This is a genomic window from Gardnerella sp. DNF00257, from assembly GCF_049262745.1.
GTDB lineage: Bacteria > Actinomycetota > Actinomycetes > Actinomycetales > Bifidobacteriaceae > Bifidobacterium > Bifidobacterium piotii.
Window position 1 is genome coordinate 994,380 of the sequence record NZ_CP058403.1, and the last position, 15,596, is coordinate 1,009,975.

Annotated in this window: 13 protein-coding genes; 3 read left to right on the plus strand and 10 right to left on the minus strand. The window is 43.2% G+C overall.

Going from position 1 to position 15,596, the window contains the following annotated elements; all coding sequences use genetic code 11:
- Positions 1-2: 2 nt before the first annotated feature.
- The 10 genes from HXT23_RS03795 to HXT23_RS03840 form a co-directional block, all read right to left on the minus strand.
- Complete coding sequence (locus tag HXT23_RS03795) at positions 3-776, minus strand: DUF3159 domain-containing protein (RefSeq protein WP_004574628.1); 774 nt, start codon at positions 774-776, stop codon at positions 3-5.
- Positions 777-867: 91 nt separating this feature from the next.
- Positions 868-1,695, minus strand: a complete 828-nt coding sequence (locus tag HXT23_RS03800; protein WP_422112710.1) for a DUF3710 domain-containing protein — start codon at positions 1,693-1,695, stop codon at positions 868-870.
- A 69-nt stretch (positions 1,696-1,764) separates the two neighbouring features.
- Entirely contained in the window at positions 1,765-2,658 is an 894-nt protein-coding gene (locus HXT23_RS03805; protein ID WP_422112711.1) for an exodeoxyribonuclease III, read from the minus strand.
- Positions 2,659-2,812: 154 nt separating this feature from the next.
- Complete coding sequence (locus HXT23_RS03810) at positions 2,813-3,355, minus strand: arginine repressor (RefSeq protein ID WP_016797133.1); 543 nt, start codon at positions 3,353-3,355, stop codon at positions 2,813-2,815.
- Between the two features lie 242 nt (positions 3,356-3,597).
- The gene (gene pheT / locus HXT23_RS03815) at positions 3,598-6,216 is read right to left on the minus strand and encodes a phenylalanine--tRNA ligase subunit beta (protein WP_422112712.1); all 2,619 of its coding nucleotides are present in this window, start codon (positions 6,214-6,216) and stop codon (positions 3,598-3,600) included.
- Between the two features lie 3 nt (positions 6,217-6,219).
- The gene (gene pheS / locus HXT23_RS03820; RefSeq protein ID WP_004132005.1) at positions 6,220-7,287 is read right to left on the minus strand and encodes a phenylalanine--tRNA ligase subunit alpha; all 1,068 of its coding nucleotides are present in this window, start codon (positions 7,285-7,287) and stop codon (positions 6,220-6,222) included.
- 53 nt (positions 7,288-7,340) lie between these two features.
- Positions 7,341-8,321 carry a TrmH family RNA methyltransferase gene (locus tag HXT23_RS03825; protein WP_116689446.1) on the minus strand — a complete coding sequence of 327 codons (981 nt, stop codon included), beginning with the start codon at positions 8,319-8,321 and terminating at the stop codon, positions 7,341-7,343.
- 96 nt (positions 8,322-8,417) lie between these two features.
- The gene (locus HXT23_RS03830) at positions 8,418-9,419 is read right to left on the minus strand and encodes a cation diffusion facilitator family transporter (protein ID WP_116689445.1); all 1,002 of its coding nucleotides are present in this window, start codon (positions 9,417-9,419) and stop codon (positions 8,418-8,420) included.
- Positions 9,420-9,570: 151 nt separating this feature from the next.
- The gene (gene miaA / locus HXT23_RS03835; protein ID WP_422112713.1) at positions 9,571-10,560 is read right to left on the minus strand and encodes a tRNA (adenosine(37)-N6)-dimethylallyltransferase MiaA; all 990 of its coding nucleotides are present in this window, start codon (positions 10,558-10,560) and stop codon (positions 9,571-9,573) included.
- 57 nt (positions 10,561-10,617) lie between these two features.
- On the minus strand, positions 10,618-11,214 hold the full coding sequence (locus tag HXT23_RS03840; protein ID WP_128813736.1) for a CarD family transcriptional regulator: 597 nt from the start codon (positions 11,212-11,214) through the stop codon (positions 10,618-10,620).
- Between the two features lie 146 nt (positions 11,215-11,360).
- Between HXT23_RS03840 and glgB the strand changes: the two genes are divergently transcribed.
- From glgB to HXT23_RS03855, 3 genes are read left to right on the plus strand one after another with little or no spacing between them, the layout of a single operon-like run.
- Positions 11,361-13,631, plus strand: a complete 2,271-nt coding sequence (glgB, locus tag HXT23_RS03845; protein ID WP_415697607.1) for a 1,4-alpha-glucan branching protein GlgB — start codon at positions 11,361-11,363, stop codon at positions 13,629-13,631.
- 42 nt (positions 13,632-13,673) lie between these two features.
- A complete protein-coding gene (locus HXT23_RS03850) occupies positions 13,674-14,423 on the plus strand; it encodes a response regulator transcription factor (protein ID WP_016636277.1) in 750 nt (249 codons plus the stop codon).
- A 58-nt stretch (positions 14,424-14,481) separates the two neighbouring features.
- Positions 14,482-15,531, plus strand: a complete 1,050-nt coding sequence (locus tag HXT23_RS03855; RefSeq protein ID WP_421779232.1) for a sensor histidine kinase — start codon at positions 14,482-14,484, stop codon at positions 15,529-15,531.
- The last annotated feature ends 65 nt before the right edge of the window (positions 15,532-15,596 follow it).

Sequence of the window (15,596 nt, forward strand, 5' to 3'; positions counted from 1 at the left end):
CCTTAGTTCTGCTTCTCTTCACTTTGCTTTTCGCTAATCTGTTTTTCGTCAATCTGCTTTTCTTCGCGATAATTTTCTTCGCGATTTTTATGATGAAGACGCATAAACGGCGTTGCAATAATCAAGTAAGAAACCCAAATCGCGAGCGCCCAGAACGGCAATCCCATAAGCAATCGAACAGTGCCAAGCCACACAACGTGATTTGTCAAATATAATGGCACTTGTAAAACGAGTCGCAGCGCAAAAACGCCAATCCATAATCCAGTAACATACATGTACGCGCGCTTAAGTGGCTTATAATCAAGCCATTCGTGCAGCCAAGCGCCAAAATTTTCCGTAGGCATTTTGCGAATCGACTCAATCACAAGCCCAAGAGCTGGCACACGCGCAATCAGCGAAATCGCAAGAAGAACACCGTACACAGCGTTTGTAATAAAGCCCATCATGTAGTAGTCGCGCGCTTGATGACTCGTCCACACCCAAATAAGGCAGATTCCAACGGAAACAAGCCCACTTAGCGCGCCCATAATCGACTGACGTTGAATAAGTCGCGCCACCACTTGCAAAACTGCAAGAGCTGCAGACGCAATAACTGTTGTTTGTACGTTCCGCGTTACAACAAAGCAAATAACAAACAGCAAGCCTGGCAGCATGGATTCAATTACGCCACGAACTCCGCCAATGGAGTCAATCACAGAAAACGCTTTTTCTTCGGATCCAATGGAAGCTAAAGAGGCTAATCCTGAGCGTTTTTTGTTGCGCGCATTTTTTTCCAAGACAATATCCTTTGCTGCATGACTTTTGCTATTCGACTATTCGACTTTTGCTATTCGACTTTTGCTATTCGACTTTTGCTATAAAGCTTTACTAACGAACTTCAGAGAACATTGGACCGCGAGTTAGCGTAGTTTTGACTTCTACCTGCTGATCTGCGCCAAGTGGCCCCTTTGGACGGCCTGGAATTTCACCAGAATCACCAGCAGAATCGCCAGAACCACCATTGTCAGAATCTCTAGGAACCAAAACATCATGCATTGGAATCATATCTCGAGGAGCTAATGGCTCACTGCCTCGGTCTACAACAATGTCACTAAACCACTTGTTAAGCAAAACTGCTTCATCACTCGCCTTTTTTGAATCGCCAGCAACCGAAAAATCGCCAGCAGCTACACCAGAAAAGACTCCGCGAAGCATCCAACGCGGACCGTCAACTCCAACAATTCGCGTATCTACAGTCTTATCTTCAACTTTAACTGGTAATATAATCTCTTTGCCAAAAACGCCATTCACTTCCCTGGCGTCAGAATTTCCCTTAAGCAAATCCGCGCGAACTTCGCTCCAGATTCCTTCTGTTTTAGGGGCTGCAAACGCCTCAACTTCTACACTAGAAGACCTATACGTAACTGTTATGCCAAGAACTTGGTTAGACTCGCGCTGCTTTTTTACGCGCAACTCTATTCCTTGCAAATACGGAATACAAATAGCTCCGAAGTCAATATATGTACTTAAATCAGGAACTTTTTCGTCTGAAATATTCCAAGGACCTCTAAGATTTCCTCGACCCAAATACGTGTCTGCGCTGTATCCGCCTTCAATAAGCTCGTTTAAGGCCGAATTTTGGGATTGCAAATCCGCAAGATTTCCAGCATTTTTACTATCAGCTTTAGCCTTGCGCTTCGACTTAAACCATCCCATGATTCCTCTTTTCTAACGGCCAATGCCACTTTTACTCAACTTCACAAGATTACCACAAGCAAAGCAAAATCACACATTGTATCTTATGCTTAGCGCAGCGTGATCCGACCAGCGCGAATCGTAGCTTGGCGCGCGATCAATCACGAATCCGCAAGCAGTTTCCGCAAGCTCTGGAGTAGCAAATTGATAGTCTAAACGCCATCCAACATTGTTATCAAAAGCCTTGCCGCGCTGACTCCACCACGTGTATGGCCCTTGAATATTGCCAGCAAGCATTCGCATAACGTCTACAAATTCATACTCGTTAATCCAGCGGTCGATGTACGCGCGCTCCTCTGGCAAAAATCCAGCACTTTTCTCATTCGCTTTAGCGTTTTTAATGTCTAGAGGAGTGTGAGCAATATTAAAATCACCACACAAAATCGCCTGATTTCCGCCACTTGCAGCAATATCTCTAAGCTCCCCTAATCGCGTAAGCATAGTGTCTAAAAAGCGGAATTTTTGATGCATTTTCTGCGGATCGTCAACATTTCCAGCGTGAACATACACGCAAGCAACAGTAATATCATACCCTTCAGGCGTATGAACGTCGGTTTCTATCCAGCGGCCAGAATCCACGTCTTCGCTTAAACCAGGCAGGCCATAGCGCTGACTTACAACTGGCAAAGATGTTACAAGCGCTACTCCAGCACGCCCTTTTATATCGCAAATCTGATTTGTAACGCAAAATTGTTTGTCATTTTGCACAGATTCATCTTGCACAGATTCATCTTGCACAGATTCACCACTTTTAGACGCATACAAATCCTTGATTTTACCCATAATCGGGTCAATCGCATCTTGCGGAGCGCGAACCTCTTGCATACACCACACATCTGGAGTGTGATTTTGCACCCAATCAAGCATCCCCTTGCGCTCTGCAGCGCGAATACCATTCAAGTTTGAAGTTGCAATAGTAATCATAAAATCCACTCTAATCGAATATGCATATTACAAATGAATATTACAAATGAATATTACAAATGAATATTACAAATGCATATTACAAAATAACGAATAATTGTATATTTATATCAATAATTGTATCTTTGCGCGCAGCTTTGCTACAGATTTTCAACTACCGTGACGCAACAGAAAGCATCCAATTTGCACGATTTTCCGCTTCTTCGTTAGAAACACAAACCATAAGCACGGTATCATCGCCAGCAACCGAACCTAAAATCCCCTTTAACGGCTGTCTATCAATAACACTAGCAACATATTGAGCAGCACCCGAAGGAGTGTGAATCACAACAATATTATTAGCAAATCCAACTTCTGTAATAAGACCAGAAAGAGTTCTTGCAACTTGCTGATCAATCCTAACCGTATCCATTGCGTGACGGTTGCCAGTTCCATCTCCCAAGACGTACGCAATTCTGCCATCTGTAAGACGAATTTTAACAGCATTTATCTCGTCTAAATCGCGACTCAGAGTTGCTTGAGTAACATCAAAACCATTACGAGCCAAAACAGCAGCAAGCTGCGATTGAGAAGTAATAACCTCGCTTAAAAGCGCCTGCTCAATCGCGTTTAATCGCGCAGCCTTAGTTGCAGGACGCTGTTTGCCAGCAGAGTCATTATCATCAAAATTCCCAAAATTCTTCTTTGCATGAACCATAGCTGACAAACCTTTCTAAAAAAACTATTCCAATCTAATATACATGTATATATGCATAACTTTCCGTATATTTACCAAGATTGGCCAATATTTACTAATATATATTGATCTTTATTAATATTTGCATATTGGATATAACGAATATACTGGATAAAAATCACAATAAAATCACAATAAAAAATGCGGCCAAACAACTAAAGAATAGTTATTCAGCCGCATTAATCAAAAGCTAATTCACGATTTTACACGCGCAAAGTTGCATGCAAATCTTTAGCCGCTTTTGTAATTGCTTCTCGAACAGCTTCCATTTCTTCGCCAGAAAGCGTACGATCTGCAGCTCTAAAAGTCACAGAATAAGCAAGAGAGCGCAAACCATCTGAAAGCTGCTCGCCTTCATAAACATCGAACAACTCTATAGACTCAAGCAAATCGCCAGAAGCTTTAACAATAGCTTTCTCTAAGTCGCTAGCACTCAAAGAAGAAGGAGCAACAAACGCAAAGTCCTGTTTAACAGGTGGGAATGTAGAAACAGGCTTTGCTTGAACAGGCTTAACTTGCATAGCATTAAACAATGCGCTCAAATCAAGCTCGAATGCTGCAGAATGCTTTGGCAAATCCAAATTCTCATTCACGCTAGGGTGAAGCTCGCCAACAATGCCAATTTCAACATCGTCGCCGCCATCAACAGCAACAAACACTTTGGCAGTACGGCCTGGATGCCAAGAGGCAGGAGCATCGTTTGCACTAAGCTGACAAATCTTAAAATCAACGCCGATGCGCTTTCCTAAACGCTGAACAGCTTCTAGAGCATCGCTGTAATCAACGTCTCGATGCGTACCAAGCCAGCCAGTTTCTTCTGCTTTACCAGTAAAAAGCGCTGCAACATGCAAAGGCTGCTTAGGCAAACCTGCATCCAAAGCTGCAAGCTGAGCATCCGTAGGTCGAACCGAGCCAGGCAAAGCAGGAATTGCAGGAGCATTAGGATCTGCAAAATACACGTGGCCAAGCTCATAAAGCGAAACATTGCTCAAACCGCGGCGAATATTTCTGCGAACCGTTCCAGCTAAAGTGGTAAGAACATTCCTGCGAAGCCAAGGACGATCGCCAGCCAAAGGATTTGCGATTTTTACGCTAATTTTAGCAACAGAATCAACGTCTTCGCGGAAAGCATCAAAATCTTCCTTACCAACAAATGGGTAGCTCAAAGATTCAACCAAGCCCATTTCTGCAAGCTCATAAGCAATAGCTCTACGAGTTGCTTGTTCCTGCGTTAAACCAGTTTTGCCAGTAACAGGAACAGCTGGAACCTTAACAGGAATTTCATCGTAGCCAACCAAGCGCGCGATTTCTTCAACCAAATCGCATGGATCATTCAAGTCTGGGCGCCAAGTTGGAGGCAAAACAGAGAACGAACCATTTCCGCCGCCAGCAACCGAGCATCCAATATCCGTAAGAATATCGCTAATGCGGTTCAAATCAATGCTTAATCCAGAAACACGCTCTACCTCGCTAGCTTTGAAAACAATAACGTTTCTATCAACAGTATTGTTTACGTCTGTAGGCGTATTAGAAGGCTCTCCAGAGCCAAGCTCGCTAAGCATTGTAACAGCCATTTGCGCAGCTGCAGGCTGAAGCTGAGTATCTACTCCGCGCTCAAAGCGGCGAGAAGCCTCGGTTGGAAGCTTGTGTCTACGAGCTGTACGAGCAATAGAAACGGGATCAAAGTGTGCAGCTTCAACAAGAATATTCTTTGTTTCGCTCGTCACTTCTCCATACATTCCGCCCATTACGCCAGCAAGTCCAAGAACACGCGAACCGTGATTTCCCTTTGGAGAATCGCAAATAAGCAAGTCCTCAACGTTAAGCTCTCTATCTTTGCCATCTAAAGTTGTTAAATGCTCCCCAGCTTTAGCGCGGCGAACAACAATAGGACCTTCAATCTTATCTAAATCATAAGCGTGAAGAGGCTGACCCAAGTCAAGCATTACGTAATTTGTAACGTCTACTGCAAGAGATATTCCACGCATTCCAGCGCGAGTCAAACGCCTACGCATCCAATTAGGGCTTGCGGATTGTGGATTAAAGTTTCTAACTACACGCGCGTAGTATCGATCGCATCCAACAACACCATGAATAGGGTTTGTATCTTCAATGCTAACTTCAATATCTGTAGACGCGTTTTCAACAGAAACTTGACTTGCCTTATTATTAAGTTCCACTACAGGATCCGTGTATGCAGCACCAGTTGAATGGTGATATTCGCGCGCAACACCCCTGTACGAGAACGCGTATCCGCGATCAGGAGTGATGTTAATCTCTAGCAAAGGCTTGTTTAAGTGAAGAAGCGACATTGCGTCATCTCCAGGCTTTAACGCCTCATATTCTGCTTTAGAGAATCCATATTCGCGAAGCAAAATAATGCCATCGTGACTATCTCCCAACCCAAGCTCGCGCTCGGACGCGCACATTCCATTAGAAATGTGGCCGTAAGTTTTGCGAGGCTCAATCTTAAAATCGCCAGGCAAAACAGCGCCAGGAAGAGTTACAACAACCTTTTCTCCAGCAGCCATATTTGGAGCACCGCAAATAATTCCACGAGGAACCTTATTGCCATTTTCGTCTACCTCGTTGTATTTATCTCCAACATCAACATGGCACCAATTAATAACCTTGCCATTCTTTTGTGGCTCTGGAGTAGCATCAACAACGTAACCTACAACAATAGGACCTGTAACTTGAGAATCGTGAATCTCTTCTTCTTCTAAGCCAACTCGCACCAAATCTTTAGCAAGCTGATCATAAGTCAAACCTTCTGGCACTTCAACATGATCTTTAAGCCAGTCAATATCTACCATTGGCATGAGTTACTCTCCCATCACAAACTGTTCTGCGAAGCGCTTATCGCCTTCAACCAAATCGTGCATATCGTTAATATCGTGACGAAGCAGCAAAGTGCGCTCCAAACCAACACCGAAAGCAAATCCCGTATAAACATCTGGGTCTAAGCCTGCAGACTTAAGAACGTTCGGGTTAACCATTCCGCATCCGCCCCATTCAATCCAACCTGGGCCGCCCTTTTTATCTGGGAACCAAAGATCCAACTCTGCGCTAGGCTCCGTGAACGGGAAGTAGCTTGGACGCAAACGGCTTTTTGCATCTGGGCCAAACATTGCAACAGCAAGGCGATCTAGCACACCCTTTAAATCTGCCATGCTTAAGTGCTTATCTACAGCCAAAGCTTCGCATTGATGGAAGACTGGCGTATGCGTTGCATCAAGCTCATCCGTGCGGAACACGCGACCTGGGGATGCAATGTACAGAGGAACGCCTCTCTCAATTAACGCGCGAACCTGGTCGGAAGAAGTTTGCGTACGCAAAACCATGTTAGATCCAACAAATCCTGCAGCATCCTTTGCCTGATTTCCCTGCACGTAGAAAGTATCTTGCATTTGGCGAGCAGGATGATCTGGGCCAAAGTTCAATGCATCAAAATCGAACCACTCTGTTTCCACCTCTGGACCTGCAGAAATCTGCCAACCCATAGACACAAAAAAGTCTTCAAAATCTTCAATAATACGCGCAATCGGATGGCGAGCGCCAAGCGGCTTACGATTTATTGGCAAAGTCATATCGACTGTTTCTTTTTGAAGCATGTTTGCTTCTTCTAGAGCTTTAATACGCTCTTGAGCCGCCGCAAATTCCCTACCAAAATCAGCACGCAAAGCAGACATTACTTTGCCAGCTTCTTTCTTTTCTTCTACTGGAAGACTTCCAATAGCTTTGCTAGCAAGTGTCATTGCAGACTGAGCGCCAGCATACTTAGTTTTTGCCGCTTTTAAATCTTCCATTGTTTTAGCGGCTTGAACACAAGCAATGCCCTCTTTTACTACCTTTGTAATTGACTTTGCGTCAAATGGCTGACTCTTTGCCACAGCACCCTTCCTATCCGTGTATGCGTACTTTTGTGAAGCATTCAAAAAACGTCTCAAATCCCCATTTTTCGCTCATGACTAGACATAGCCAAGCCCATTAGCATTACCGCTGCACTGGTTGCTAAGTTCATTGATTCTGCTTTTCCGTAGATTGGTATTACCGATATTTCGTCTACTTTATTTAAGACTTCTTGCGGCAATCCTCTGGCTTCGTTTCCAAATAATATTGCGACATTAGAGGTGACATTATCGGCGATATTAGACTCATTTCTAAACGAATCTAAAACACGCGCAAACGACTTTGGCTTTTTATTTTCCGTGCCATAAATATCAGCAGCAATCACTTTAATCTTTGCATTTTTTGCCCAATCAAACCATTCGTTTTCGCTCATTTTTACTACTGGCAAGTGGAATAACGATCCTGCACTAGATCGAACAAGCTTTGAGTTAAATCGGCTTACGCAATCGTCAACAAAAACAACAGCATTGCATCCAGCTACGTCTGCAACGCGAATAATCGCCCCAGCGTTGCCTGGGTCTCTTACTTGCCAACATGATGCAATTAATATGTTTTTGTTTTTGCAAGATTTAGTATCATCGCTGCTCTCTAGCCCAGATTTATCAGTCTCACCAATCTTATTAAATTCTTTACTAAATTCTTCGTCTAAAACCTTAGAATCACAAAGTGCAACAATCCCCTGGCAATCCGTGCTGATTTTGCGCATAACTTCTGCTGTTGCAGGGTGCACATAGCAATTATTTTTTAATGATTCGTCAACGATTTTAGCGATTACTTCTATAGGGCCACCATTACTCGTGACGCCACTATAACTACGATTACTGCCACTATTAACAGCATCTTGCAAAACATAAATGTCTAAAATCGACTTATGCGCGTACCTTACAGCTTCCCTAACGCTTTGCGGTCCTTCAACTAAAAAGCGCCCATCCCCTCGCGATTTTGCGCGACTTATTGCACAAATGCGCTTAACGCGATCGCTATGCGCGTTGTCTATTAACTCTTTTAACGGCATAATATCACTCTACTTTATACGTATTTACATTTACATGTATTTACAACACACGTAACTGTTACAATACAAGGCTACTCAACAAAACTGCGCGAAAAACTACTCGTGATGCTCCGACGAACTTTGAGTAGTATATCCCTCTGGCTCCAACTGGAACGTTGTATGCGAAACAGAAACTGGAAAATGATCACGCAAACAATCTTGAAGCTGGCTCAAAATATCCGCACACTGCCCCATCGTCAAATCGCGCTCAACAACAACATGCGCCATAAAAATAGGCATTCCTGTAGAAACTGTGCTTGCGTGCAAATCGTGAACAGCAAGAACGTGCGGAACATGTTCAAGATGGTCACGAACTTTTTCTATATCCAATCCTTCTGGAGTTTGCTCAAGCAAAACTTTTACAGCATTTTTAAGCAAGTGCAACGCTCTAGGAATCATCAAAATTGCTATAATTCCGCCAGCTACAGCGTCGAAACCGCTCCAATTTGTAGCTATCATAACTAATGCAGAAACAACTACTGCTACAGAGCCTAAAGCATCGTTCATAACTTCCAAAAACGCTGCTCGCATATTCATATTGTCTTTAGATTGAGAAACAAGAATTATAAGCGAAGCAATATTTGCAAGAAGACCTAGAACACCAAAGAAAAGCAGCTGATTTACACTGTGAATTTCATTATGACTTGCGCCAAAAAGACGCATCCCCGACTCCACAATCGCATAAACGCCTACAAAAAGAAGCACAAGAGCTCCAGCTGCAGCAGTAATCACTTCTAGCCTTGCCCACCCCCAAGTGCGCTTTGCATTAGGCTTTTTGCGCATTAAAATCGCAGTAACCGTAGATGCAGCTAAAACGGAAATATCCGTTAGCATATGACCAGCATCAATCAGCAAAGAAATCGAATTAGTTAAAATAGATCCGATTACTTCTGCCAAAAACACAATTGACGTTAACGCTAGTGATAGCGAAAGCTTATGCTGATGCGCGTGACTTGCGCTAATAGCATCTTGCAAAGAAGCGGCATTAGTTCCAGAAGTACTTAAATCATTCTTCTCTAAGATTTCACTGGAAGAGTTTGACAAATGATGATTATTCACACAAATCTCCTATGTTCATACAAATAAGTATCTCGATATCGTTTCTCAATATCATTCCCAATATGCCTTATACGAAATGAACCCCAGCCTAAGCTAGGGTTCACGCATAAACATCTAAAGATTAATTATCTAAAAACTTATTCTATTATTACTATTCGACAATTAACGCGCCAAGATGATGAGAAGTTGATTCAGCAATCAAATCATCTTTGAAATTGCCATTATCCGCCGCGTCGATTATTTCCATAGCATCGTCAACAACGTTTGACTTTAAAGCATTAATCCAATGAATACGAGAGTCTCTTCCAAACCAGCCCATTTGCTTGCGCGCAAGTCGCCTAGTTTTTTGCGCAATATCGTCAAATGCTTCGTCTTCACTACACAAGCCGTCTAAATAGTCCATTATCTGCTTGTATCCCAAAGCCCTGCTAGCAGTAACACCAAGCTTTGAGCGAATCGCCTTAACTTCGTTTACAAAACCCTGCTCGCGCATCATTTTTGTGCGAAGATCCACTCGCGCATCCAAATCTTCTCTGCTTAAGTCCAATCCGATTTGCACGCAATCAATCAAATACTTGTATTTTGGCAAAGTTGCAGAATACGGCTTGCCTGTTAGCTCAATAACTTCTAGCGCGCGAATTGTTCGGCGCGAATTTCTTGGATCCATATTTTTAGCTGCAACGGGATCTAACTTTTGCAATTCTTCAAAAAGCACCATTGCTCCTTGCGATTTTTCGCGCTCTTCCAAAGCTTTGCGAACATCAGGATTTGTGCCAGGAAAAGTTATATCGTCTACGGCAGCGCGAGCATATAGGCCAGATCCTCCAACAAGAATTGGGCGAATACCTTTTTCTTGCAAATCGCGTATGCACTGTCTAGCAAGCGTTTGAAACTTTGCAACGCTCATTGCCTCTTGCGGGTCAATAACATCTATTAAATGATGCTTAATCTCGCTTTGCTCTTCTTTAGTGGCTTTTGCTGTACCAATATCCATGTAGCGGTACATTTGATATGCGTCTGCGTTAATAATTTCCGCTTTTGCACCGCGTTCAGCAAATTTCTTTGCAATCGCAATACCAAGACTCGTTTTGCCAGATGCTGTTGGTCCTACAATCGAAATCACTTTCGGCGGTTTGCACACAATGCGCTCCTAAGTAGCAAATTTAAGCTAATAAAATTTAAGCTAATAAAAATAGACTTATTTCTTTTTAGCTTTTTTAGACTTTTCCGCAAGCAATCTAAGAGTATCTGCAGCAGCTTCTTCTGGAGCATGAGTATGATGTTCTTCGTCTCCAGGCAAAGGATTAGCATAACCAAGATTCACGTTAAGCAAACGTTCTGCTTGAGTCTCGTCAATCTTTTCCGACAATGCGATTTCCGATATAAGAATACTGCGAGCGCGAGCAAGCATGCGCTTTTCTCCAGCAGAAAGTCCATGTTCATCAACATCTCGCTGCGACAAATCGCGAACAACTTCCGCAATCTTATTAACATCGCCAGTAGCAATTTTCTCAACGTTAAGCTTGTATCTTCTAGACCAATTCATCTCTTTTTCAATGATTGGCGTACGCAAAATCTCAAAAACTTTAGCAACTTCTTTGGCGCCAACAATGTCTCTAACGCCAACTTTTTTAACATTATCTACTGGAACGTTAATCTCTAAACCATCTGAAGACAATACGACTAAGCGCAAATATTGCCTAGTAACACCCTTAACAGTACGTTCACTAATTTCCTCGACTCTAGCCGCACCATGACGAGGATAGACGACCATATCGCCGACTTGATAACCCACAGAACCCTCCGTATGCACAGAAAAACTCATTTCAGTTTCCCATAAGGCAAAGACTTGAGCGCTGTTAAATTATTTTTTCGACTTATTAGCCAAAGTTTACTCAAAACACACAAGACATACGCAAATAATGTTGTATGATAGACAACATGAGTACAGTATCTAACATCAATGAAGATGCAATCGCAGTGGCTGTTCGTCAAGACGTGCTTGCTGCGGTGAGCAACGCAGAATATTACAATCCGCACGAGGTCCTTGGTGGACATCTCGGAACTGGCAAGGGCGCTGGTACTGCCACTGTTCGCGTTTTACGACCAATGGCCAAGAAAGTAACAATTCTCACTAAGAGCGGCGAGTACGAAGCTCAGCACGAATACAATGGCATTTTTGTTGCCACTATTCCTGCAACTAAGCACACTAAAAGCAAAGAATGGTCTGTTCCTAGCTATCGCATTCGTACCGTAGAAGTAGACGGCGCCGAGTCCGTAGACGACGATCCGTACCGCTACTTGCCTCAAATCGGCGACATGGACATGTACCTGTTTGGCGAAGGCAGGCACGAAAGACTTTGGGAAGCACTAGGTGCTCATGTTAAAAGCATTACTGATTCTTGGGGTCTTGTAAGCCCAGAAACAGGCAAAATGGTTAAAAAAGTTACTGGAACATCCTTTACTGTGTGGGCTCCAAACGCTCGCGCTGTAAGAGTTGTTGGCAACTTTAACTATTGGAATGGCCGCCGTCATGCAATGCGTTCGCTTGGCTCTAGTGGCATTTGGGAGCTTTTTATTCCAGGAGTAGGCGCAGGCGAGGTTTACAAGTTTGAGATTATGACTCAAGCTGGAAACTGGATTATGAAGGCAGACCCAATGGAGCGCTCGCACGAAGTTCCACCTAACACTGGTTCTGTTGTTGTTGACTCCGACTTTAAGTGGCACGATAGCGAGTGGCTTGAGCATCGCGCAAAGACGAATGCGCATGATGGACCTGTTAGCATCTACGAAGTTCAAGCAAATAGCTGGAATCGCGATTACGACAATTATCGCGAGCTTGCAGACCACTTAGTTGACTACGTTCAGCAAGAAGGCTTTACTCACGTTGAGTTTATGCCTCTTACACAATACCCATTCTCGGGATCTTGGGGATATCAAGTTACCGGTTATTATGCTGTTGACTCAAGGCTTGGAAGCCCAGACGACTTTAAGTACTTGGTAAACAAGCTCCACAAGGCTGGAATTGGTGTGATTATGGATTGGGTTCCAGCACACTTCCCTAAGGATGACTTTGCTTTGGGCAGATTCGACGGCACTGCGCTTTACGAAGACCCAGATCCACTTCGCGGCGAGCACCCAGATTGGGGAACGTACATATTTAACTTTGGCAGACACGAGGTTCGCAACTTCTTGGTTGCTAACGCGTGCTTCTGGCTTAGCGAGTATCACGTTGACGCTTTGCGAGTAGATGCCGTGTCTTCTATGCTCTACTTGGATTACAGCCGCGAAGCTGGCCAATGGCGTCCAAACATGTATGGCGGACGCGAAAACCTTGAAGCTATTGACTTTATTAAGGAAGCAAACGCTACTGCATACAAGAATAATCCTGGAATTATGATGATTGCAGAAGAGTCCACTGCATACCAAGGCGTTACTGCTCCTACAGACATGGGTGGCTTAGGCTTTGGCTTAAAGTGGAACATGGGCTGGATGCACGACACTTTGCAATACCTTAAAGAAGAGCCGATTAATCGCCGTTGGCATCACAACGAAATCACGTTCTCTATGGTTTACGCGTATTCCGAGCATTACGTGTTGCCACTTAGCCACGACGAAGTTGTGTATGGCAAGGGATCTCTTCTTGGAAAGATGCCTGGAGACGAATGGCAACAGTTTGCTGGCCTTCGAGCGCTCTTGGCGTATCAATGGTCTCACCCAGGAAAGAATCTTCTGTTTATGGGTGGAGAAATCGGCCAGTCTTGCGAATGGAACTTCAACAATTCGCTTAATTGGCACGAGCTTCAATGGCCATTCCATCAAGGAGTTCAAAAGCTGGTTGCAGATCTTAATGCTTTGTATAAGAGCTCTAGGGCGTTCTGGAGCCAAGACTTTACACCAGACGGATTCCAGTGGCTTACTAGCGACGATTCCGACCACAATACATTAAGCTACATGCGAATCGGAGACAACGGCGAAGAAATCGTTGTTGTTGTTAACTTCTCTGGTCAAGCATGGCAAGATTACCAAGTGGCATTGCCTAAGGGTGGAAAGTGGCAAGAGATTCTTACTACAGACGACGCTAAGTATTGCGGATCCGATATTCACAACGGCACATTTACTGCTGCCGCAGAGGAGTATCATTCTAGGCCATATTCTGCAAGGATTACTGTTCCAGCACTTGGAGCTGTATTCCTTAAGCCACTAGATTAAGGTAATGATTAAATAGCTAAAAAGGAATCTAAACTAGGTAAAATGTTGGACACTCCATTGCAAACAAGTGCTCCTCGAACAATTCTTGTTGTAGAAGACGAGCCAGATTTAGCTACAGCTATAGCGCAAAGAATTGCTGCTAGAGGTTGGAAAGCTAGAGTTGTTTGCGATGGAGTGTCTGCAGTTAAAGCAGCGTTAAGCTTAAAACCAGACCTTATAATCATGGATATTATGCTTCCTGTTATGGATGGCATAGAAGCAACGCGAAGAATAGTATCTAAATGCCCGATTCCTGTTCTTATGCTTACAGCAAGAGACTCAGAAGCAGATAAACTAGCTGGACTAAGCGCAGGAGCAGACGACTACGTTACAAAGCCATTCTCCCCTAGAGAGCTTATTGCAAGATGCGGTGCGCTTTTAAGAAGAGTTGAGCGCGCTGCAATAATAGCAAAAAGAGAACAATACAACACTTTAATTAAGTTTGGAAACTTGATTATTGACACAAAGCAGAGACTTGTTACGATTGGCGAAAAAGCAATCCACTTTACGCCTACAGAGTTTTCTTTACTTACGACTTTTGCAAATCACCCTCACGAAGTGTTAAAAAGAGAAACGCTTTTAGAAAAAGTCTGGGATTGGCCAGATGCTTCGGGAACGCGCACAGTTGATTCCCACGTTAAATCTTTAAGACATAAGATTGGATCTGATTGGATTCGCACAATACATGGAGTAGGCTACGCTTTTGAGCCACCTAAAGAAGATTATGAGCCAGAATTTGATTCTCAAAAATAGCAAAGATCATAAGAACATAAAAAATAGCAATCTACTAAAGAGTTCATTAAAAAATTCGATGAAGAACACTCTAAAGAATCCACTGCCTCATCCTAAAAGCGCAATAGGATTTTTTACGTCATTAAAAGGCGAATTGTCTGCGATTATTGTTTTTGCAACAGCTATAGCATTTGTTATGGCATGGTTTTTACTAAAAGTTGGATTAAGTGGTTGGATTGCAATGCCACTAACTCTTGCAGTTGCATTAGGAATAACATACGCATTTTCTAGAGGATTAACTTCCCCACTTAGACAAATGCGCGATGCTGCAGAGACTATGGCAGATGGCGACTATTCTGTACGTGTTCAGATCGAAAGCAGAAAAGACGAAGTTGGAAAGCTCACTCTTGCTTTTAACGAGATGGCAGAAGAACTAGAGCACGCAGACAATATGCGCCGAGACCTTATAGCAAACGTTAGCCACGAGCTTAGAACGCCTGTTAGCGCTTTGCAAGCAATGGTGGAAAACCTTGCAGATGGAGTTGTGGAGCCAACGCCATCAAATATGGAAGCAATCGTAAATCAAACACATAAATTAGCTGATTTAATCACTTTTCTTCTTGACTTATCTAGAGTAGAAGCAGGCGCAGAGAGCCTTGTTATTACAAGCTTTGACTTTAAAGACTTTATTAACAACATTGTAGAAACAGTAAAAATCGCAGACGCGGGTCACAATCACAGCATAAGTCTTAATATTGAAAACAACATTATGCTTGTTGGAGACAAAAATCGCCTATCTCAATTGTTTACAAACGTAGTATCTAACGCAATCAAGCATTCTGCAGACAACACAAAGATTCTTATAAGCGCTAAGTCGAATCACGAAAAAAATATTTTAGTTTGCAATGTTATTAATTTTGGAACGCAAATTCCTGAAGAAAATCGAGCAGACATTTTCCGCAGATTTGTTAAGGGAAATCAAGGAATGGGAACAGAGTCTGGCGGAACCGGATTAGGACTTTCGATTGCAAGATGGGCCGCGCTACTTCATCACGGAAACGTTAGAGTTGTAGACGATAAGCGCGGAGTTAATTTTGAGATAACATTGCCGCTTACATATAGCGAATAGAAAGATTGCGCGAGTTTTAAGAGCTTAAACATACAAGCTAAACACGCAAAATCCTTAAACACGCA